Genomic DNA, 20903 nt, shown 5'->3' with positions numbered 1-20903 from the left:
CGCCAATCGGCCTGCAGCTACAGAGCGCGTACCAGCGCGGCGCGCCCCTTGGTGCGAAGTTTGTGCAGCGCGGAGCCACGGTACTGCTCGATTCTGGCGTTCATCTTGTTGCCCAGGTCCTCGAGCTCGGCGTCGGTGATCTTCACCTCGGGCGGCGCGGGAATCATGTCGCGTTCCTCTTCATCGGCGTGCGCCTCGAGCACCGTCTTGAACGAGTTCCATTCGTCTTCATAGCCAATCGCGGTCTGCGGGGTCTTGAGGAGCACCGAAAGCTGGTCGATCACCTGGCGGTGCTCGGCATGCGCCACCGCGATCAGCTTGGTGGCGGCCGCCAGGGCCGGGTAGTACAGGTCGTCTTCGATGCGGAAGTGGATGTCGAGTTCGATCAGCATTTCGTCGAAGAGTGCACGGCGTTCGTCGCTGTTGACCGGTGCGTCACTGATCTTGCGACCGAGACCCTTGATCACGACGTGGTGGTCCTTCAACACTTCGTACGCGTTCACGTTGCTCCTTCGCTCCAATCCCTATGACCCGTCGAGGCTGGGCTGCGCCTCGCCGCGGACTTCGACCATTCCGTTGGCCAACCTGGCCTCATAACGCGGCAGCGGAGCTGCCGACGGGCCACGCAGAACATCACCCGACTCGGCCGCGAACCACGAACCGTGCCAAGGACATACGATCCGGCCGCGATCCACCCAGCCGTCGGCCATCGGAGCCGCCAGGTGCGGGCAGAACTCGCCGAACGCCGACACCTCGCCGGGCTTGGTCTGGCATACCACCAGCCCCACCCCGTCGACCTCGACCCGCACCGGCTTCCCGTTCAACGAACTCGCGTCCAGCACCGGGGTCCATTCTTTGGTGCGCAGCCGCCGGCCGGACTGATCGATGCCGATGCCGGATTCGAACACCAGGGCGCCGCCGAGATAGCTGCCACCGACGGTGACGACATAGCCAAGCGCGGTCAGTGCGATGCCGCGACGATGACGGCCCTGCCGGCGATCCCACCAGGACTGCGCGTAGAGCCCGGTCGCGAACAGGTTCACCACGCCGTGCACCAGCCCGACCCTGCGGTCTTCTTCGTGGGTGTGCTGCCAGTCGGTGGCGCCGGTGATGGCCGAACCGATGCTGCCCAGGATCCCGACGCCGAGGGCACGGGAGGCGAACCGCGAGGCGTCGACCATTTCCTGGGCGGGGCGGCCGGGCAGCACGCTGAGCGCATCCAGGGCAACGGTGGTGGCGAGCGCCCCGCTGGTCAGTGACGCCAGCGGCGGGTGCGCCGGGTGCCCGAGCCAGACGCCGTTCAGCGCGTTCACGACGTCGTTGCGGGCGCGGCCCAGCCCGTTGAAGGCGAAGCTGAGCAGGTGTTCCAGCCGATAGCTGGGCCGGTCCAGCCACTCTTGGCGCCCGACGGCGGACAGCACACGCGGTCCGAATTTTCGCAGGCGACCTGCGGATCGATCAGCCATAGCACCAAGTTCCTTCCCCAACGCAGCCGTACGGCGGACCTCTACGCGGTACGCGCTGAACAGCCTGAGAGTTCACATACCCTGTGCGGCATAGACATATGCTGACGGTAACTGTGGCCTCTGGCAACTTCCTTGTGGGCTAGCTCGGAGTTTCCGCACAGGGCGCCGTGAAACCTCGCAAGTTCCTGCTGTTTGACCAACAGAGCGCCGTACAGGATTCTATTTAGCCGAAGTACTTTCTGTAGAGCAGAGCGAGGCTCGCGTGGTAGACGCCGATTTCGAGGACGGCCTGTTCGAGAGCGTGCGCCGGGGCATGATCCCCGCGCACATCTATAACGACAAGCAGCTGTTCGCGTTGGAGAGGGAGCGGCTGTTCAGCCGGGCCTGGACGTTCGTGGGCCACGAGTCGGAGATCCCCCAGGACGGCGACTACGTGGTGCGCCGGGTTCTCGACGATTCATTCATCATCACCCGCGACGCGGGCGGCGAGATCCGGGCGATGTTCAATATGTGCCTGCACCGCGGTATGCAGGTATGCCGCGCGGAGATGGGCAACGCCTCCAACTTCCGGTGCCCGTACCACGGGTGGACCTACCGCAACGACGGCCGGCTCACCGGACTGCCCTTTCATCGCGAGGCCTACGGGGGCGACGAGGGCTTCGCGCGCAGCGCCAACAATCTGCTGCCGGCGCCGAACTTCGCCAGCTATAACGGCCTGCTCTTCATCAACCTGGATCCGCACGCAGAACCGCTGCAGGACTTCCTCGGCGACTTCACCTTCTATCTGGACTTCTACACCAAGCAGAGCGTCGCGGGCCTGGAAGTGCATGGGCCACAACGCTGGCGGATCAAGTCCAACTGGAAGATCGGCGCCGAGAATTTCTGTGGCGACATGTACCACACGCCGCATACGCACGCATCGATCGTCGAGATCGGGCTGTTCCGGGAGCCGAAGGCGCAGAAGCGCAAGGACGGCGCCACCTACTGGGCGCATCGCGGCGGCGGGACCACGTACAAGCTGCCGCCGGGCAGCTTCGAGGAGCGGATGGGATACGTCGGCTATCCCGACGAGATGATCGAGCGGATCAAAGGCGTGTGGACGCCCCAGCAGCAGCGGGTGGTCGGCGAGGACGGGTTCATGATTTCGGCGGCGACCTGCTTTCCGAACTTGAGCTTCGTGCACAACTGGCCCAAGGTGCACGACCGAAAAGACCAGGTGCTGCCTTTCATTTCGATCCGCCTGTGGCAACCCATCAGTGAGAATGAAACCGAAGTGTGCTCGTGGTTCGCGGTGGACTCCGCCGCTCCCCCGCAGTACAAAAAGGACTCCTACAAGGCGTATTTGATGTGTTTCGGTTCGAGCGGAATGTTCGAACAGGACGACGTGGAGAACTGGGTGTCGTTGACCACCACCGCGGGCGGCTCGATGGCACGGCGGCTGCTGCTGAACAGCCGAATGGGCCTGCTGTCTGACGATCGCCCGGTGGTCGATGCGCTGCCCGCCGAGTCCTTCCACGGCCCGGGGCGCGCGCAGGTCGGCTACAACGAGTACAACCAGCGTGAGTTGCTGAAGCTGTGGGCCGATTATCTGCAGGGAGCCGGCGTATGAGCCCACATTCGTCAAGAAAAGCGTTGCCGTCCTTGCCTTTTGATGACGCCCGGCATCTTCAGGCGCATCAGTTCCTGGTGGACGAGGCCTATCTGTTGGACGCCCAGCGATACGAGGAGTGGCTGGACACGCTGACCGAAGACATCCGTTACGTGATGCCGGTGCGCGTCACGACGGCACGCGGCGCCGGGTTTGACACCGCACCGGGGATGGCGCATTTCGACGAGGACAAGTACTCGCTGACCCAGCGGGTCGCGCGAATGGGCACCGAGCACGTGTGGGCCGAGGACCCACCGTCGCGGCTGCGCCACTTCATCACCAACGTGCGCACCTTCGAATCCGACCCAACCGAAGGGGATGCAGCACAGCTGGTGGTCGAATCCGCCGAACTGCTGTTCCGCAGCCGCGGCGACGTCAACGAAAGCGCCTTGATGTCGTGCGGTCGCGAAGACCTGCTGCGCTGGTGCGAAGGTCGATACAAGCTCGCCCGGCGCACAATCATTGCCGACGAGGCGGTATTGCGGATGCAGAACTTGGCGGTGTTCCTGTGAATGATCAACTCGAGCAGTTGCTAGCCGGCACGGTCGGCGAACCACTCACGGTCGCGAACGAATTCACCGAGGTTGTGGTGCGCCGAGTTGACACCCGCAATGGTTCGAGGCTGTTGATCGGCGCGCCCAGAACCGGCCGGTGGATCAGCCTGGACGCCCTAGAGGTGGAGGCCCTGACGTGGCAGAACCCCCGGACGATGGCGGCCATGGTGGGGAATTCCGGTGCGCCGTTGCTGCCCGACCCGGAGAGCCCGCAGTCATGACCGCGTGGTTGGACGGCAAGCGTGCCCTGGTTGTGGGCGGCGGATCCGGAATCGGGCGGGCCGTTGTCGAGGCTTTCCTCGCCGAGGGCGCCAGAGTGGCTGTGCTGGAACGTGATCCACAGAAGTGCGGACTGCTGCGCGCACAGCTACCCGAGATTCGGGTGGTCGAAGGTGACGCCATCACCGGCGAGGCCAACCATCGCGCGGTCACCGAAACGGTTGATGCGTTCGGCGGGCTCGACATCCTGGTCAACTGCGTGGGAGTCTTCGACTTCTACCAGGGCGTGGCCGATCTCGATGCCGACAACCTCGCCGACGCCTTCGACGAAATGTTTCGCACCAACGTGCTGAGCCACCTGCAGTCGGTCAAGGCCGCGGTCCCTGCGCTGCGCGATGGCGCTGAGCCGTCGATCGTGCTGACCGAGTCGGCGTCGTCGTACCATCCCGGCCGCGGCGGCGTGCTGTACGTGTCGTCGAAGTTTGCCGTGCGCGGGCTGGTGGCCTCGCTGGCGCATGAGCTGGCGCCGCAGATCCGGGTCAACGGGGTAGCTCCGGGCGGCACGGTCAACACCGACCTGCGCGGCCTGACTAGCCTGGGGCTCAACGACACCCGCCTCGACGACTACCCCAACCGGGCACGCGACGTCGCCGCACGCACCCCGTTGAACGTCGCACTGTCCGGCGCGGATCATGCGTGGTCGTTCGTGTTCTTGGCTTCCGGCCGATCCCGCGGCATCACCGGTGAGACCATCCACCCGGACGGCGGATTCGGCATCGGCACACCAAAAGTCGAACGACCGTGACCGACGAGCTGAACCGCCAGCGCGCCCTGGTCGCCCAGGGCTGCCGGGTCGCCGCGGCCCGCGGCCTGGTCGACGGCATGCTCGGCCACCTGAGTCTGCGCGTCGATGACGATCATCTTCTCGTCCGCTGCCGCAGCGACGCCGACACCGGCGTGGCCAACACCGCGCCCAGCGATATCCGCCTGATCCGATTCGACGGCAGCGCCGGCGGGAGTGGCGAACTCGACGGATACCGCGTCCCCAACGAACTGCCCATCCACGTCGAAACCATGCAGGCGGATTCGCGGCACCGGGCCGTCGCGCATCTGCACCCGCCGGCGGTCGTCGCCGCGGATCTCGCCGGCGTCCCGATCCGGCCGATCTACGGGGCATACGACATTCCCGGCGCCTGGCTCGCCCGCCGCGGCGTGCCCGTCTACGAACGCGCCGTGTTGATCCGCAACAGCGCACTGGGCAAGGAGATGGTCGCCGCGATGCGCGGGCTACCGGTAGTGATCTGCCGCGGGCACGGGATCACCAGCGCCGCAGCCACTGTGCCGCAGGCGGTGCTGCAGGCGATCAGCCTCGACGCGTTGGCCCAGATGTCGTTGCGAGTGCTGTCGGCCGGAGGCACATTGCGCGACATCGACGATGCCGACTGGGACGACCTGCCCGATTTGGGAGCCGCCTTCACCGCCGATGCGGCCTGGCGCCATGAGGTCGCACGGCTTGCGGCCTACTGAGGCGCCGCTCAGACCAGCTGATCGCCAATCTCCTTGGCCGCCTTGATAAGTGCGGCCGCCACCGATGCGTGCTGCGAATCGTCGAGCCGATGCCGCGGCGCGGCGGCGTTGAGCGCGAGCCGCAAACCGGGTGCATGAGTCGGTATCGGCACCGCGACCGAGGCGACACCGTCCTCGCTCTCCTCGGAGTTGATGGCGTAGCCCCGCTCACGAACGCGGGACAGTTCGGCCTCCAGCTCGGCACGGCTGCCGATCGATACAGCGGTGATGCGCTCCAACTGCTCGTCCGGCAGCAGCACACCCAATTCCGGCTGCGGCAGCTGGGCCAACATGGCCTTGCCGGTCGAGGTGCAATGCGCCGGCATCGTCCGCCCCAACCGGGATGCCACCCGGACCGCGGCCGGGCCCTCGACCGCGGCGACAAAGCGGACGTTGGCGCCGTCGAGCATCCCGACGTGAATCGTCTCCCGGAGCTGGTCGGACAGGCCACGCATGACCGGTGTGGCGGAGCCCTGAATGTCGATGCGGCTGAAGATCGCAAACGCCACACCGGTGAGCGACGGACCGGGCAGGTAGGCCTTCGACACCGGGTCCTGCCGGACGAACCCGCGGTAGGCCAGCATCGCCAGCAGCCGGTGCGCGGTGGACGATGCCACACCCAGATAGCGGGTTGCCTCGCTCAGCCGGATCTGAGGCTGCTCGCCCAGCAAGAGCAGCAGCCGAAGCGCATTGTCGACCGACTCGATCGGGTACTGCGGCACAGGCGAATCGGCGGCGGGCTCGATGGCGTCCTGATGCCCCTTCTTCTGCACGAGTTCACGGTACTCGGAACAACATCCAGGTTGGGCGTCTCACAGCACGCTTAGGACGGTTGCGCCGAGCAACCGCGCCATGACAACCGTTACTGTCGCCGTCGCGATCGCCTTCCATCCGTCCCCGCCGGCCAATGGTGAGTCCGCCGTGCGGCCAGGGCTTTGGCGAGATAGGGCGTCTACTTCGCCCAGAGCAGCCCGACCACGAAGACGGCCGATGTGATCAGAACACCTGTCGCGACGCGCCCGCGCCCCTGCAGCCGGGGCGCTGCAAACGTACCCGGGCTCATTCAGTTGTCGTGCGCAACTTGGGCTTTCGCCCACCGGTAATCGGCCTTGCCGGACGGTGACCGTTGCAGACGGTCGCGAAAGACAACGGCCTTTGGCAGTTTGTAGCGTGCGAGATGACGGGCGGCTTCGGCGATGATGCTGTCGGGGTCGGCCTGCTGACCGTTGGCCAGCGCAACGATCGCGACCACCTCGTTTCCCCACCGGGTGCTGGGCCTGCTGGTCACCACCACGTCGTACACGGCGGGATGCTCTGCGATGGCGGCCTCGACTTCTTCGGCGAAGATCTTCTCGCCACCGGAATTGATCGTGACCGAATCGCGGCCCAGCAGCTCGATCTCACCGTCGGCGAACCAGCGGGCGCGATCGCCGGGAACGGAATGCCGGATCCCGTCGATCACGGGAAACGTCCGCGCGGTCTTCTCCGGATCACCGAGGTAGCCCAGCGGGATCAGACCTTGCTGGGCCAGCCAGCCAATTTCGTCGTCCCCCGGCGACAGAATCCGGGTCATGTCCTCGCTGACCACCACCGCGCCCGGGTTCGGGGCAAACCGTCCGCTGCCGCCCTGGGCACGACTGGACACCTGCCCCATCTGCGAGCCGGACTCCGACGATCCACCCGCGTCGAGGATTGTCAGCTGCGGCAGCAGGTCGACGAATCGCTGCTCCGCCGGTGACCAGTATCAGCAGCCCGGACAGGTCGTAATCGCCGGATTCGAGCGCATCGACCAGGGGCCGCCCGAAGGCGTCGCCGACGATCGACAGCGACACCACACCCTCCCGGCTGGCCAGCGCCAGCGCTTCGGCCGGATCGAAGTGGGTGGTCGTCGGGGCCATCACGAACGGCCGACCGCCGCACAGGTTGATGAACGCCGCCCATTGCGCCGCCCCGTGCATCAGCGGCGCGCACGTCATCGAGCCGGGGCCGTCAGCCCGCGATCGCTCGACGATCTCTTCCAGGCTGGCCACCATCTCGCCGGTTCCGAATATCCGTCCACCCATCGCGTTCAGGTAGATGTCGCTCTGGCGCCACAGCACCGCCTTCGGCAGCCCGGTGGTGCCGCCGGTGTAGAGGACGTAGAGGTCGTCGGGCGACAACTCGAGGTCGAGCGGCTCGTCGGACACCGAGGCCAGCAGTTCCTCGTAGCGCACCGCCCCGGGCAACGGGCCGTTTCCGGAATCGTCGTCGACGTGGATCAGCCGCATCGGCGGCAGCTGGGATTTCTCCAGCGCCTCGGCCAGGGTCGGGGCGAAGCGCGCCTGGTACATCACCGCGTCGGCGTCGGCATTGCCCAGCAGATAGACCAATTCGTCGGCGACGTAGCGATAGTTCACGTTGAACGGGGCCACCCGCGCCTGGTACGCACCGAGCATGCCCTCGAGGAACTCGTTGCAGTTGGCCATCAACAGCCCGAGGTGGCTTTGGCCCGATTCATGTGCCGCCAGCTCGCGGCGTTCCCGGCGCGCGCCGAACCCCCACTCGTGCAGCGCGCGCGAGCCGGCGAGCACGTCCGTCAGTTTGCGAGAAGGTGAATCGTCGGTGTCCAAATACAATGCAGTCGCGATCGAGATTTGCAGCGGCTACCGCCGAGAACACTTGGGCGAGATTGAATTCCACTGACTCTCCTCACGCCGACAGAACCGGCGAGAGCCACGCTACAACAGCGTTTCGGGGCGGATATCACGCATCCGAATTCGGAACGGGATTAGTCTCGGCATCGTGTACGGAGCTACGCGGGCCGGATACTCCAGATACGTCGCCATCGGTGACAGCCAAACCGAAGGCCTTTGGGACGGCGACGAAACCACCGGCCTCCTGGGGTTCGCCGACCGACTAGCCGTCATGCTCGACACGCTCTACCCCGGTTTGCAGTACGCCAACCTCGCGGTTCGCGGCAAGAAGCTGGGTGACGTGCTCACCGAGCAGGTTCCGCAGACCCTGGCGATGAAGCCGGATCTGATCACCGTGTGCGTCGGAATGAACGATGTCATCCAGCCTGGGCGACAGTTTCCGCGTGCCCTGGCCGAGCTCGACTATGTCTACGCCGCGCTCGCCAGATCGGGCGCGACGGTGCTGACGACGACTTTCCCGAACGTCGCACAATTCCTGCCGTTCGGCCGCATCGTGTCCAAACGGCTTGACCGGATGAACAACGCGATCACGGTCGCCGCCGGGCGCTATGGTTTCAGGCTCATTGACCTGTACAACGCCGCCTCGATGCGCGACTGGGATACCTGGAGTTTCGATCGCGTGCACGCCTCCCCCAAGGGCCACATCCTATTCGCCGCGGCCGCCGCCGAGGCCCTCAATTTGCCTGACAGCAGCCATGATTGGGCCGCAGCGCACCCGAATCCCACGCAATTGTCGATTGCCGACGGTGCTTACGGAAGGCTGCGCTGGACGCAGGACAACTTCTTCCCCTGGCTCTGGCGCCGGATGCGCGGCTTGTCCGCGGCCGACGGTCGATTTCCCAAGCGCCCGGAGCTGCAGCCCGTCCGCACGGCGCACGACACCGCACCGACCAACGACATTGCGGCACGGGGCCGACAGCAGTCAGGCATCCTTGACGCATGAACGTGGAAGCTTTGCTGCATTCCATCCCGCCGCTGGCGGTCTACCTCGTGGTCGGGGGCGTGGTCGGGGTGGAGAGCCTGGGTGTGCCGCTGCCCGGCGAGATCGTTCTAGTCAGCGCGGCGCTGATGTCGTCTCATCACGACCTTGCCGTGAACCCGATCGGTGTCGGTGTCGCCGCCGTAATCGGCGCGGTGATCGGCGATTCGATCGGCTACTCGATCGGGCGGCGCTTCGGCATGTCGCTCTTCGACAAGCTGGGCAGGCGATTCCCGAAGCACTTCGGCCCGGGGCACGTCATGCTGGCCGAGCGTTTGTTTGATCGCTGGGGAATTCGGGCGGTGTTCTTCGGGCGCTTCATCGCACTGTTGCGGATTTTCGCTGGGCCGCTGGCCGGCGCGCTGAAAATGCACTACCAGCGCTTCCTGGCGGCCAACGTCTCGGGCGCCATCTGCTGGGCGGGTGGCACGACCGCGCTGGTCTATTTCGCGGGGATGGCCGCCGAACGATGGCTGGAGCGCTCCTCCTGGATCGCGCTCGTCGTTGCGGTCGTGATCGGCGGTATCGCCGCAATCCTGCTGCGTGAGCGGACATCCCGCGCGATCGCTGAACTCGAGGCGGAACACGAACGCAAGACCGGAACCGCCGCGGCCGACGCCGCCTGACTAACCGGCCGCCTCCCCAATCTCGGTGACCTCGACCGGCCGGTGTTGCTCGATCAGCACTATCGCCATCTTCTGGGCGCGTCGCGCAGCTTCCAGGTCACCCACCGCCGCGAGAATGATGGCCCCCTTCATCAGGATGTGCCACGACGACGCGAAGTCCTCGACGTCGGTGAGCCCCGCCGCGACGGCACGGCGGCGCACGATGTCGCGGACGTGATCGATGTGCGCGATGCTGGCCTGGCCGGCGGGGTGATCGGCGCCCAGCTCGAGCAGCACGTTGATGAATGAGCAGCCTTCGTAGCCGTCGCGGAGCTGGAACCAATCGTGCATGACGTCAAAGATCGCCAGCAGCTGTTCCTCGGGGGTATCGCCGCGCTGCTCGGACTGCGCCTCGATCAGCCCGTGCGTCCAGATCTCTTCGCGGCGCTGCAAGACGGCCAGCACGAGGTCGTTCTTGGTGGCGAAATGCCGGTACAACGTGGCCTTGGCCACCCCGGCTCGGTCGATCACCTCATCGGTGCCGACCGCATGAATCCCACGCCGACTGAACAGGTCGTATGCCGCGTTCAAGACCCGTTCACGAGCAGACGGAGGTGCCGGCACGTTGTCGGAGGTTGCCATACTTCGGCTTACGATACTCTTATGCCCGCCAGGTAGACAGACCGCCCTGTCTCGTTATACAAAGGAGATCCGCAGTTCGCGGAAAGTCTGTCTTCAGACACAAGGACGGACATCCATCGCGGCGCCGGAGGCGTCGGATTAGGAGTCCCCAAATGAAGACAACTGCCGATCTCGCACCCCCCGCCTCGAGCCCGCACCTTCAGCTCAGCACGCGGCTGGTCTATGAACTCGGTGACCCGCACAGCACGCTGCGGGCGGCCACCGATCGCCGCGGCCCGGCGGTGCTCATCTACGCGGGCGGCGAGATCGATGCCGCCAACGAGCAGACATGGCGTCATCTGGTCAGCGAGGCGGCCAGCGGCGTCGCCTCCCCCGGCCCCCTGATCGTCGACGTCACCGGACTGGATTTCATCGCCTGCTGCGCGGTCGAGGTGCTGGCCGACGAAGCAGAAAACTGCCGCCGCCGCGGAGTCGAAGTGCGGTTGGTCAGCACGCAGAGAATCGTCGCTCGTATCGTCGACGCCTGCGGGCTCGGCGGCGTGCTGCCCATTTACCCGACCGCGGATTCCGCGCTGGCTCGTTAGCGACATGTCTTGAGCCGCAATCGGCTTCTCGGGTCGAAAGGTTGATTGAGCTGGATGCATCATCTACCCAGCTTTGGCGTGGAAGAGGAGTTTCTCCTCGTTGACCCCGAGACTGGCGAACCGGCTCCAGTCAACAACGAGGTGGCCGTGGCAGCTCAGCAGCGGGGCGTCAAACTGCAGCTGGAATTGAGCAGCTGCCAAGTCGAAACCACCTCCGAGGTGGCCGCGAGCAGTGCGGAACTCGGCGCGGAGCTCAAACTGCTGCGGCGCACCGCGGCGCAGGCCGCCGAGGCCAGCGGAGTTCGGCTGCTTGCTCTGGGGCTGCCGCCGGTCACCCCGCACGAGTTCCCGGTCACCGACACCGAGCGTTATCGGCGAATCGGTGCGGAGTTCGGGATGATCGCCCACGAGCAAGGCATCAGTGGATGCCATGTGCACGTCCAAGTTCCGGGCCGGGCGGCCGCCATCAAGGTCAGCAACTGGCTGCGGCCGTGGCTGCCGTCTTTGCTTGCGCTGTCAGCGAATTCGGCGGTGTATCGCAGCGCCGACACCGGCTATGCGAGCTGGCGCAGCATCCTGTGGCGGCGCTGGCCGGCCGCCGGGCCGCCGCCGTTTTTCGCCTCACCCGAGCAGTACGACCGCACGGTGCGCATGCTTATCGACAGCGGGGTGATTCTGGATCACCAGATGATCTATTGGGATGTGCGCCCGTCGGCCAACTTCCCGACCGTCGAGGTGCGGGTGGCCGACGTCCCGGCAACGGTCGAGGAAACAGTGCTGCTTGCCACCCTGATCCGGGCGGCGGTGATGACCGCACTCGAAGCGGATGGCCGCGGCGATGACGGCGCGCGCCTGCCGCCGGCCGCACTGCGGGCGGCGTACTGGAAGGCCGCTCACGACGGACTGTCGGGTCAATTGCTCGACTCAGCCCACGACCACGCGCCGGTGCCGGCCCGTCAGCAGCTGGACGCACTGGTGCAACGGGTGCGTCCAGCGCTCGATGAGCTGGGCGAATACGACCACGTGCAGGCCGAACTCGACCGCGTCTTGGCCGAGGGCAACGGGGCGATGCGGCAGCGCAAGGCATGGGAGAGGCGAGGCGACGTGATGGACGTCATCGCCCAAGCTGCGGCTGCCACCCAGGGTTGAGCTGGGCTACACCGTCAGCAGCCGATACAGCCCGATCAGGCCGACAGCCACGATCGCGAAGCGCAATGCGGCCGGCGATAACCGACGCCCGTAGCGCGCCCCGACCACTCCGCCGACCAGTGAGCTCGCCGCGATGATTCCGGCCACCGGCCAACTGATCCGATCGAAAGCCACCAACGTATAGCCAACCGCTGCAACAACATTCACGACCAAGGCCAGAAGATTCTTTGCCGCGTTCATGCGCTGCATCGACTCCGGCAACAGCGCGCCCATCACACCGACCAGCAAAATGCCCTGTGCGGCGGTGAAGTAGCCGCCGTAGACGCCGACCACAAACGTTCCGAATACCAGTAGCGCCATCCGCCGCGGTGAGACGTGTTCGGCAGGGCGCCCGTCAGCCTCGGCACGCTGCCGTGCCCAGGACTGAATCCGCGGCCCCGCCACCACCAGCGCCAGAGCCAGCACCAGCAGCGCGGGCACCACCTTGATGAATACGTTCTCGGGCAGGTGTAGCAGCAAAAACGATCCCAGCACGCCACCGACCAGCGACGCCGGGATCTGCCAACGCAATCGATCCCACTGACCACCCAGCTCGGCGCGGTAACCCCAGGTGCCCGAGACGCTGCCGGCGACCAGACCGACCGCGTTCGACATGGTGGATGTGACGGGCGGAAAGCCGAGAGCGACGAGCGTCGGGAACGTGATCAAGGTCCCCGATCCGACCAGCGCATTGATTGCGCCAGCGGCGAACCCGGCCAGGCCGATCACGACGACATGGGAAGCCAACACTTCGGAAAATTTAGTCGGCCATCGCGTTGAGCCGACAATCGTGCAGCTGAGCGCCTTTTCGTCAGGCCGGAGGCGCTTGCGCGCCGCGGTCTACTCCCGTGCGCAGCTTGACCGAGGCCGAGTACGCAAGGCTGCGGAAATGCAGCACCGGATCGTCGGATGGTTCGATGCCGTCGGTGACCCGCATCGGGTCGAACACGACGATGTCGCCGCCGTGCTCGCGCTCGGTGTCCAGGCCGGTGATCTCCAGGGTGCCGACGGTGACCGTCTCGACGCTCCGCCAGGGCGCCGACGGGTCGACCGTCGAGTCCTGTGGCCCGGCGATCTGCACGCGATAATCGAATCGCACCGGCCCTTGTGCCAGACGCGTATTCAGCTCCTCGGTGAGGAAGTCGGAGCCCACACCGTGGGCGTCGGACCCCGAGAGGTAGCTCTCGCCCGCGGCCGGGATCAGGTGGTAGCGAACGAATCTGGCGTTGCCGTCGGCGCTGATCCAGCGGAATGCGTGCAGCCCGTGATACTCGATGGTGGCATAACTGGCCGGCACCTTGTTGGCGTCGCGCAGCACCGGCAACGCGCCGAGCAGTCGAGGATGCGTGACGAAGTATTTGACCATCCGCAGCGGTGTCGTCAGAGCGGGTCGCATCGCTTTGAGCAGATCGACGAAGCCCTCCGGCTTGCTCGAGACGAATAGCCGGGCGGTCTGCGTCGACACGTCGGTGGTGGACCCGTCGGGCAGGGTGAACTTCACCGCGGCCCCGCGAACTCCCGGCGAGCCGTCGGCTTGCTTCGGGTTACCGGAGCCGTTGGAGAAGCGGATCAGCGCGGGAATCGTGGAGCCGTCGAGGTGTTTCGCGCGAGAGAGTTCGGCCGCGTCACCGGTGGCGATGAATGTGCCGCGGTACAGCGTGCCTTTGGCATGCAGCGCGCGATAGCCGGGTTGTGCTCCCCCGGTACCGCGAATCGCATCGATCGCGTCGTCAGCAGAGACAGGGCTGCCCATCTGCGAATCCTAAAGGCATCAATCAGGAAAACCGAAGAGTTTGACGACACCGTGATCGCGGCCCGCGGTGTAGCCGCCGTCGACGGCGATGGCCTGGCCGCTGACGAATGACGCATCGAGCGACAACAAGAACGCCGCCATGGCCGCGACCTCGTCCGGCCGGCCGAGCCGTTGCAGCGCATGTTCTTCGGTGATGGAGGCCAGCGGACCCTCCATCCCTGGCAGGCCGAAAACGCTTTGGGCCATCGGTGTATCGATGAAGCCGGGGCAGATCACGTTCGCCCGGATACCGCTGGGACCGTAATCGAGCGCAATGTTCTTGGTGAGCAGCACAACCCCACCCTTGGCGGCGTTGTAAGAGCTGCCGCCCGCGGTGCCTTCGAGTCCCTCGACGCTGGCGACGGTCACGATTGAGCCGCGCTCACCGTCGACTCTTTCCTGTTCGATCATCTTGGCCAGGGCCGCCTTGGCCACCAGGAACGTGCCGGTGAGGTTGATCCCGATCACCCGATCCCATTCCGCGCGGTCCAACAGATGGACCGGGCCGCCCCCGGCGACACCGGCGGCGTGAAAGATCCCGTCCAGGCGGTCGGGTACGGCGGCCAGCACGGCCTCGATGGCAGCTTCGTCGGTCACGTCGGCCGTCACGGAGTGGAACTCTGGGCCCATATCGGGTGGGGATTCCAGGTCGGCTCCGACGACGGTTGCGCCCTCGGCGAGCAGGCGCCGCGCGGTAGCTAGGCCGATGCCCGACGCTGCGCCGGTCACGACAAATGTGCGACGACGGGCGCGATCAACCTTGGCCATGATTGAATTCCTTTATCAGAGGGTTTGCCCAGCAATGGTTACATACGTTGTCAACACGATTCTGCTAGGCCGTAACTCCCAGTGTCGCACTAGCATTTTCGGTGTGGAGTTGCGTCATCTTCGTTATTTCGTAGCGGTCGCCGAAGAGCTGAATTTCGGTCGCGCCGCGAAGCGTTTATGCATTGCCGGCCCGTCGCTTTCGCAGCAGATCAAGGTGCTGGAGCGGGATCTGCGGGTGCGATTATTCGATCGCGACCGCCGCTCTGTAACGCTTACAGCAACCGGTGCGGCGTTGCTTCCTTCGGCACGCACGCTGCTGGATCAGGCAGATCAGTTGCGCCGGTCGGCAATCGGGCTGTCACTGGCCGAACCCGTGCGAGTTGGCTACGCGCAGTGGCTTCCCCCGGATTTGACTGATCGGACGGCGGCGGTGGCGAAGGTGCACATCGACACGTGGGTGCTGCCTTCGCACGCCCAGGTGGCCCGGGTCGCCGAGGGCGGCATCGATTTGGCGATCTGCGGGGTGCGTTCTGCCGACCTGGACAGGCACGGCCTGAACGCGTATCTGATTGGCGCAGAACAGCTTTACGCGGTCAGCGTCGGTTCGGATGCCTCTGCGGTCGATGCGGCCGACACGGTCGTGTTGCTCGATGCCGACTCCGGCAGCTGGTTTTCGTGGAACCGGTACGGCGAGCAATTCGCCAGAGAGACCGGCGCTCGCACGGTGCGGATCAGCGACGGCGGTTTGGCCGCCCCAATGTTTTTCGAACACGTTCGCAGGCTGGGCCGGCCGGTGTTGAGCTCCCCCAAGGCTCAAACCGCCGGGTTGCCAGCCGACCTAGTGCAGCGCCCTGTTGCCGCGCCGACGCCGTTCTGGACGTGGTCGCTGGTGTGGCGCCGCATCGAGAACCGCGAAACCGTCCGCGGCGTGATCGACGCGTTGACAACCGCCGCCGATCTTCCCGATCTTGACGAGGCCTGGCTTCCCTTCAGTGACCCCTACCGGTCGCGAATCACCCTGGCAACCGCGTGAATACGCGGTTCATACCGTGCTGCTGATGTGCTCCGAGATACCCAGCATCGACTTTCCGTAGACCTCATAGCCGACGGTTGCCTGCAAGCCCGCGTGCCGCGCCGCGGTGTTAGCGTCGCGCCAATACTGTTGCAGCTGGTTAGATTCCGCGAAGCTTCCGGCTCCATGCGCATCGACCAGGATGGACAGCGCTTCGATCACCTGCTGCGCGGCATAGCCGAGCCGAGCGCGAAACTCCGCGCGAGCGGCGTAGTCGACGGTCTGCTCTGCGGCGGCGGCTGCGTCGAGGGTGGCGGCCATGTCGTAAAGGTGCAGTCGCGCCGTGCTGATACGCATCGCCGCCTCGGCGATACGTATTTGCAGCCCAACAGATTCGCTTTGACGTGAAATCGTGGTACCGGCAAGCGGTTTGGTCTGCGCTTGGTCCACCACAAAACGCAGCGCCGCGCGGCCGACTCCCAACAGCGGACCCAGCAGCGGCACCATCACCGCCACCGCGGACGGCAGCCGGTACATCGGCTCGTCGACCGGAAGCGGCCAGTTTCCCTCGGCTATCGCGCCGAGGGAAACTGTCCGATCGTCGGGGACGAAGACATCTTCCCCGACCCAGGTGTCACTGCCGGTTCCCCGCATACCGACAGTGCGCCAAGTATTTTCCAGCGTCATCTCAGATGCCGGCATTGCGCACAGCATCGCCTCCTCCGGCTCGCCGGGCAGGACGGCGCCCAGTAACGCCCAGTCCGCGTGATGAGCGCCCGAGGCAAACGGCCAACGTCCGGAGACGCTCAGTCCTCCCGGCACTCGCTGAGCCGTCCCGGGATGGGTGGACCCGGCGAACCGCGCGTCGGGATTCGCCCCGAAGAATTCCTCTTGCGCCTGCGGCGAATACCGGGCGCCCATCCAGCTCCCCGTCGCTCCGAGCACGACCAGCCAGGACGCGGAGGCGTCAGCCTCCCCCAACACCTCGCCCACCTCGAGCACGGTGCTGGCGCCGACGGCGAAGCCGCCGAAGCGCTTGGGCGTCTGCAGCCGGAACATCCCTGCCTTGGATAGTGCGGCATCGACCGGGTCGGGTAGCCGGCGAAGCGATTCACCCGCCGCGGCGTGCCTGCGTAAAACCGGCTGCAATGCGCGGGCGAGGGCAACAACTTCCTCGTGTGTCGGAAGATCGCATGCCAGGACGCTGTGACTCATCACAGCTGATCATTCGCTCCACAACATGGCTTACGCCATGACCGGCTTGCTCCCAGGATAGAGGCACCCACTCCCAATGGAACGGCATGTGGACAGGGTGACTAGCCTTGGCTTGACTGAACTCGGGACCCCACGGACTTCGATGAGCGGAGCACTAATGCCAGCAACCGACGTCAGCACCGGCACGACGGAGACGCTCGTCGGCATGGTCGAGCAGCATGCGAGGCACCGACCCGACGACATCGCGATCCACTTCGGTGAGCAGCGGTGGTCGTGGGCGCAGTGGGCTATGCGGATTCGGCAGACCGCCGGAATGCTGCGGGACGCCGGCCTGCGGCGCGGCCAGGTGGTGGCCTTCCTGGACAAGAACCACCCCGCTTGTCTGGAAACCCTGCTCGCCGCAACGTCGATCGGCGCGGTGGCTACGATCGTCAACTGGCGGGTGATCGGCGCCGAGCTCGTCCACGTGCTCAATGACAGCGGCGCGCGCGTGGTCTTCGTCGGCGCCGAGCTGCTGCCCGCGGTCGACGGAATCCGCGCGAAAGTCCCCGGCGTGGAACGCATCATCGTGGTGGGGGGCGCCAACGATGAATACGAGTCCTTGCTTTCCGCGGCGTCACCCGCCGATGTCGATCCCAACGTTGCCGACACCGACACGGCGCTGACGATATATAGCTCGGGCACCACCGGGCGCCCCAAGGGTGTGCAGCTGACCCAGCGAGCGGTGGTCAATCACATCGTGAATCTGTCTCCGCCGTTTCCGTTCTCGGACGGCGACGCCAACTTGGTGGCCATGCCGTTGTTCCACGTCGGTGGCATCGCGTACGCGTTCTTCGGCATACGCGCGGGCGTGCCGACGTTTTTGACCCGCGAGCCGGATGCCGCGACGCTGATCGGCGCGGTGAAAGCCGGTGCGACGCATGCATTTTTGGTACCTCCGGTAATCGCCCGATTTTTGGATGCCGGAGAGGCGGCCACCGCCGCGCTGTCGAGTCTGCGCTACCTGGTCTATGGAGCGGCACCCATGCCGGTGCCGCTGCTGCAGCGAGCGCTCGCCGCGTGGCCCCGGATGAACTTCGTGCAAGTGTATGGGCAGACGGAGTTGTGTGGTGCGATCGCCGCGCTGGATGCCGAGGACCATCGCAATTCCAGTCGGCCTGAATTGCTGATGTCGGCCGGAAAAGCCGCTCAGGGCAATGAGATTCGTATTGTCGATCCCGATTCGGGCGAGCGGGTGCGCAACGGTGAGTCCGGTGAAGTATGGGTGCGCAGCGATCAGCGGATGATCGGATACCTGAATCGGCCCGAGGCCACCGCAGACACCATCACTGCCGACGATTGGCTGCGCACGGGTGACATCGGGCGCCTCGACGACGACGGCTACCTTTTCATCGAGGACCGGCTCAAGGACATGGTCATCACCGGAGGCGAGAACGTGTACGGACCCGAGGTGGAAAGCGTGCTCCAAGAGCATGCCGGAATCGCCGATGCCGCGATCATCGGCGTGCCCGACGATCAATGGGGCGAGTCGGTCAAGGCGATCGTGGTCACCTGCACCCAGCTGGAGCCTGCCGAGATCATCGAGTTCTGCCGCAAACATCTGGCCGGTTACAAATGTCCGCGAACGGTTGACTTCGTGGATGAGCTGCCCCGCAATGCCAGCGGCAAGATCCTGAAAAATCAGCTGCGCGAACCATATTGGAAGGATCGCGCCCGCAAGGTGTGAACCTGGCTTTACCGAACCCCGGACTACAGGGCGATATGAGTCTCGGGCAGCCCGGCCTGCGCCCCGACACGATGCTGCCCGCTCACGGTGGCGCCGGCGCTGATCCGGCCGGATGCCCGGGTGAAAATCGAACTCACCGCGCTGCGCAGGCCCCGATGTTATAGCCTGCTTTCAACCCGATATCGATTCTCTGCGAATGCAATCAGGGGCGCCATGGGCGAGGTAGTAGACGCGCAGCGACAGGATTGCGCGATCGCTGTGCTGGGCGGCCCCACGACAGTCATCGATATCGCAGGTCGCAGGATCGTGATGGACCCCACCTTCGATCCGCCCGGCCCCCACGACTACCTGACGAAGCTCACCGGTCCCGCGGTGAGCGCCGAGGACCTTGGGCGCATCGACGTGGTACTGATCAGCCACGACCAGCATCCCGACAACCTTGACGCCGCCGGTCGCCGGCTGGCACAGGCCGCACCGCTGATCGTCACTAACCCTGGTGCCGCGCGCCGCTTCGGCCCTCCGGCGGTGGGGTTGCAGCCGTGGCAGTCCTTCTACCTACCCGGCGAACTCGGACGCATTGCGGCACAAGCGGTTCCGGCCGTGCACGGCCCGGCCGACGGGGTGCGTGACATGGAAGGCCACGTCAACTGTGAGGTGACCGGTTTCGTGTTGTACGGGCCCAAACTGCCCACCATCTATCTCAGCGGCGACAACGCCTCGTTGAGTGCCGTCGGCGAGGTGGCGGACCGCATCGGCGATATCGACATCGCGGTGCTGTTCGCTGGAGCCGCGAGTGTGCCGACCAAAGAGCGCGGGCGTCCGCTGACGCTGACCTCGGCGCGCGCGGCCGCGGCCGCCGAGGTTCTCGGCGCCAAAGTGGTGATACCGGCTCACGTCGACGGCTGGGCCCACTTCAGCGAGGGCCCCGACGAATTCGCCGCCGCATTCGACCAGGCCGGGATCAAACGGGTGCTGCGCACCGCCACCCACGGCGAGTGGATCGACCTGAAGTAGGCGGGCAACGCTGTCAGAGGCGTCCCGGCGTCCGTAGCTCCGGATGCACCCAGTCGGGCGAGCGCCGCTCTTTGAACGCGCGGACTCCCTCACGGGCCTCGGCGTCCATCAGGCTGGCGGTCATGCCGATGCGGTCGTAGAGACCCAGATAGCTGTCGATGCTGGATTTGATGACGTTGCGGGCGCGCGGCGCAGTCCGGCAGCTTTGCGCGAGCAGCTCGCGGGCCACCTCGAACAGGCTCTCGTGCGGCACGACCCTGGTCACCAGGCCCCAGTCGAGAGCTTCCTGCGCGGACAGCACCCGGCCGGTGAACATCAGGTCGCGAGTGCGCACCGGCCCGATCAGGCGGACCAGCATCTGGCTGTAGTAGGTGTCGGCATAGCCGCGGAACAGCTCGGGAACCCGGAAGGTCGCGCGCTCGCTCACCACGGACAAGTCGCTGCACAGCGCGATCTGCATGCCGCCGCCCTGGCATAGCCCGTTGACGGCGGACACAACGGGCTTGGCCGAGGTCCGCACGGCGTCGAACGGCGTGACGTCCATCCCCAGCGCGGCACCAAAGGTGATCCAGTCGTCGACGCCTCCCCCGCCGGTCATGTCACCGCCGGGCGCGAACACATCTCCGGTTCCGGTGATCAGCAACCCGGAGAGGCCGGGGTCTGAATTGACAACGCCTACGGCATAACGGATTCCGAAGTACATGGCGGGCGTCATGGCGTTGCGCGCCTCGGGACGATCGATCGTGCACACCGCGATCGGTCCCTCGCGCTCGAATGACAAGTAAGGGGTGCCCAGCCAATCCCCGTCCGGGGGGCGGGGTGTGCTCTGCGGTGTCGGCGGGGTCTGCGCCACGGGACTCCTCCAGGATCGCGCTCGCTACTGAAACTCTTACAGTATGCGCGAGGGCCCTACACGAACGGCAGCGTGGCGATCTCGCTGATCTCGGACATGCTCATGACCAGGTTGCGATGCTTGTCCTGCAGCGCGGTCGAGGCGTCTCCCACGGCCTTGTCACATTGGGGGCAGCGCGTGGTGAACTGCGGCTGATCCTGTTCGTCCGGCCAGAATCGGCGCGGCCCGACCTGAACACCCGGATCGAAGACGACCTGCTGGTGGGGGGCTTCCTTGAGGATCCTGCCGACGGGGTGGCTCTGCGGGCATTCGAGTTTCAGGATGCCGATCCCTTCCTGGTTACTCATGGTTCACTCCTCTGCGGTGTTGGCTTGGTGCT

General features: G+C 65.7%; 22 protein-coding genes and 1 pseudogene. 12 read left to right on the top strand and 11 right to left on the bottom strand.

Translation table 11 applies throughout. The features are described from left to right. Nucleotides 1-17 precede the first annotated feature (17 nt). Both H7K34_RS16660 and H7K34_RS16655 read right to left on the bottom strand, forming a co-directional pair. Nucleotides 18-503, bottom strand: a complete 486-nt coding sequence (locus H7K34_RS16660; protein WP_108922377.1) for a hemerythrin domain-containing protein — start codon at nucleotides 501-503, stop codon at nucleotides 18-20. Between the two features lie 21 nt (nucleotides 504-524). Continuing rightward, nucleotides 525-1466, bottom strand: coding sequence for a Rieske (2Fe-2S) protein (locus H7K34_RS16655; RefSeq protein WP_264063110.1), 942 nt, complete (start codon nucleotides 1464-1466; stop codon nucleotides 525-527). A gap of 313 nt (nucleotides 1467-1779) precedes the next feature. Here H7K34_RS16655 and H7K34_RS16650 point away from each other — a divergent pair, with 313 nt between their 5' ends. Genes H7K34_RS16650 through H7K34_RS16630 form a run of 5 tightly spaced genes read left to right on the top strand, consistent with a single transcriptional unit; the run spans nucleotide 1780 to nucleotide 5414 of the window. Next, on the top strand, nucleotides 1780-3075 hold the full coding sequence (locus H7K34_RS16650; protein WP_264063582.1) for a Rieske 2Fe-2S domain-containing protein: 1296 nt from the start codon (nucleotides 1780-1782) through the stop codon (nucleotides 3073-3075). Then, entirely contained in the window at nucleotides 3072-3626 is a 555-nt protein-coding gene (locus tag H7K34_RS16645) for a 3-phenylpropionate/cinnamic acid dioxygenase subunit beta (protein WP_108922373.1), read from the top strand. The genes H7K34_RS16650 and H7K34_RS16645 overlap by 4 nt, the downstream gene beginning before the upstream one ends. Continuing rightward, nucleotides 3623-3889: a dihydrodiol dehydrogenase gene (locus H7K34_RS16640; RefSeq protein ID WP_108922371.1), complete on the top strand. Its 267-nt coding sequence runs from the start codon at nucleotides 3623-3625 to the stop codon at nucleotides 3887-3889. Before H7K34_RS16645 ends, H7K34_RS16640 begins: the two co-directional genes overlap by 4 nt. Next, a complete protein-coding gene (gene hcaB, locus H7K34_RS16635; RefSeq protein ID WP_264063109.1) occupies nucleotides 3886-4692 on the top strand; it encodes a 3-(cis-5,6-dihydroxycyclohexa-1,3-dien-1-yl)propanoate dehydrogenase in 807 nt (268 codons plus the stop codon). The genes H7K34_RS16640 and hcaB overlap by 4 nt, the downstream gene beginning before the upstream one ends. After that, on the top strand, nucleotides 4689-5414 hold the full coding sequence (locus H7K34_RS16630) for a class II aldolase/adducin family protein (protein ID WP_264063108.1): 726 nt from the start codon (nucleotides 4689-4691) through the stop codon (nucleotides 5412-5414). Before hcaB ends, H7K34_RS16630 begins: the two co-directional genes overlap by 4 nt. Before the next feature lie 8 nt (nucleotides 5415-5422). Here the strand turns inward: H7K34_RS16630 and H7K34_RS16625 are convergent, their stop codons facing one another. Continuing rightward, nucleotides 5423-6226, bottom strand: a complete 804-nt coding sequence (locus H7K34_RS16625) for an IclR family transcriptional regulator (RefSeq protein ID WP_264063107.1) — start codon at nucleotides 6224-6226, stop codon at nucleotides 5423-5425. A 290-nt stretch (nucleotides 6227-6516) separates the two neighbouring features. Then, nucleotides 6517-8132 (bottom strand): annotated as a pseudogene (locus H7K34_RS16620) (AMP-binding protein). A 102-nt stretch (nucleotides 8133-8234) separates the two neighbouring features. Between H7K34_RS16620 and H7K34_RS16615 the strand changes: the two are divergent. Next, complete coding sequence (locus tag H7K34_RS16615) at nucleotides 8235-9089, top strand: SGNH/GDSL hydrolase family protein (RefSeq protein ID WP_264063106.1); 855 nt, start codon at nucleotides 8235-8237, stop codon at nucleotides 9087-9089. After that, the gene (locus H7K34_RS16610) at nucleotides 9086-9751 is read left to right on the top strand and encodes a DedA family protein (RefSeq protein ID WP_264063105.1); all 666 of its coding nucleotides are present in this window, start codon (nucleotides 9086-9088) and stop codon (nucleotides 9749-9751) included. The genes H7K34_RS16615 and H7K34_RS16610 overlap by 4 nt, the downstream gene beginning before the upstream one ends. On the opposite strand, the gene H7K34_RS16605 is transcribed toward H7K34_RS16610, so the two are convergent. Further along, nucleotides 9752-10372 (bottom strand): TetR/AcrR family transcriptional regulator, encoded by a 621-nt coding sequence (locus H7K34_RS16605; RefSeq protein ID WP_108922357.1) that lies wholly within the window; start codon nucleotides 10370-10372, stop codon nucleotides 9752-9754. It abuts the gene before it with no gap. A 152-nt stretch (nucleotides 10373-10524) separates the two neighbouring features. Here H7K34_RS16605 and H7K34_RS16600 point away from each other — a divergent pair, with 152 nt between their 5' ends. Beyond that, nucleotides 10525-10956 carry an anti-sigma factor antagonist gene (locus H7K34_RS16600; protein ID WP_264063104.1) on the top strand — a complete coding sequence of 144 codons (432 nt, stop codon included), beginning with the start codon at nucleotides 10525-10527 and terminating at the stop codon, nucleotides 10954-10956. Nucleotides 10957-11010: 54 nt separating this feature from the next. Further along, a complete protein-coding gene (locus H7K34_RS16595) occupies nucleotides 11011-12105 on the top strand; it encodes a glutamate--cysteine ligase 2 (RefSeq protein WP_264063102.1) in 1095 nt (364 codons plus the stop codon). A 6-nt stretch (nucleotides 12106-12111) separates the two neighbouring features. On the opposite strand, the gene H7K34_RS16590 is transcribed toward H7K34_RS16595, so the two are convergent. From H7K34_RS16590 to H7K34_RS16580, 3 genes are all read right to left on the bottom strand, one after another. Further along, nucleotides 12112-12894, bottom strand: coding sequence for a sulfite exporter TauE/SafE family protein (locus tag H7K34_RS16590; protein ID WP_264063101.1), 783 nt, complete (start codon nucleotides 12892-12894; stop codon nucleotides 12112-12114). A 61-nt stretch (nucleotides 12895-12955) separates the two neighbouring features. Then, nucleotides 12956-13897: a catalase family peroxidase gene (locus tag H7K34_RS16585; protein ID WP_264063100.1), complete on the bottom strand. Its 942-nt coding sequence runs from the start codon at nucleotides 13895-13897 to the stop codon at nucleotides 12956-12958. 18 nt (nucleotides 13898-13915) lie between these two features. Then, nucleotides 13916-14704, bottom strand: a complete 789-nt coding sequence (locus tag H7K34_RS16580) for an SDR family NAD(P)-dependent oxidoreductase (RefSeq protein ID WP_264063099.1) — start codon at nucleotides 14702-14704, stop codon at nucleotides 13916-13918. A 103-nt stretch (nucleotides 14705-14807) separates the two neighbouring features. On the opposite strand from H7K34_RS16580, the gene H7K34_RS16575 reads away from it, so the two are divergent. Continuing rightward, nucleotides 14808-15737 carry a LysR family transcriptional regulator gene (locus H7K34_RS16575; RefSeq protein ID WP_264063098.1) on the top strand — a complete coding sequence of 310 codons (930 nt, stop codon included), beginning with the start codon at nucleotides 14808-14810 and terminating at the stop codon, nucleotides 15735-15737. A 9-nt stretch (nucleotides 15738-15746) separates the two neighbouring features. Here the strand turns inward: H7K34_RS16575 and H7K34_RS16570 are convergent, their stop codons facing one another. Continuing rightward, entirely contained in the window at nucleotides 15747-16931 is a 1185-nt protein-coding gene (locus H7K34_RS16570; RefSeq protein ID WP_264063097.1) for an acyl-CoA dehydrogenase family protein, read from the bottom strand. A 157-nt stretch (nucleotides 16932-17088) separates the two neighbouring features. Between H7K34_RS16570 and H7K34_RS16565 the strand changes: the two genes are divergently transcribed. Next, nucleotides 17089-18657: a long-chain-fatty-acid--CoA ligase gene (locus H7K34_RS16565; RefSeq protein WP_264063095.1), complete on the top strand. Its 1569-nt coding sequence runs from the start codon at nucleotides 17089-17091 to the stop codon at nucleotides 18655-18657. Between the two features lie 213 nt (nucleotides 18658-18870). Continuing rightward, entirely contained in the window at nucleotides 18871-19671 is an 801-nt protein-coding gene (locus tag H7K34_RS16560) for an MBL fold metallo-hydrolase (RefSeq protein ID WP_264063094.1), read from the top strand. Between the two features lie 13 nt (nucleotides 19672-19684). Here H7K34_RS16560 and H7K34_RS16555 read toward each other — a convergent pair whose 3' ends face one another. Both H7K34_RS16555 and H7K34_RS16550 read right to left on the bottom strand, forming a co-directional pair. Further along, entirely contained in the window at nucleotides 19685-20524 is an 840-nt protein-coding gene (locus tag H7K34_RS16555; RefSeq protein ID WP_264063093.1) for an enoyl-CoA hydratase/isomerase family protein, read from the bottom strand. Nucleotides 20525-20580: 56 nt separating this feature from the next. Beyond that, the gene (locus H7K34_RS16550; RefSeq protein ID WP_108924141.1) at nucleotides 20581-20871 is read right to left on the bottom strand and encodes a hypothetical protein; all 291 of its coding nucleotides are present in this window, start codon (nucleotides 20869-20871) and stop codon (nucleotides 20581-20583) included. Between the last annotated feature and the right edge of the window lie 32 nt (nucleotides 20872-20903).

Source organism: Mycobacterium montefiorense, from assembly GCF_025823255.1.
GTDB lineage: Bacteria > Actinomycetota > Actinomycetes > Mycobacteriales > Mycobacteriaceae > Mycobacterium > Mycobacterium montefiorense.
Note: the sequence above shows the minus strand (reverse complement) of the source record. Positions and strands in the feature narration are given on the sequence as shown.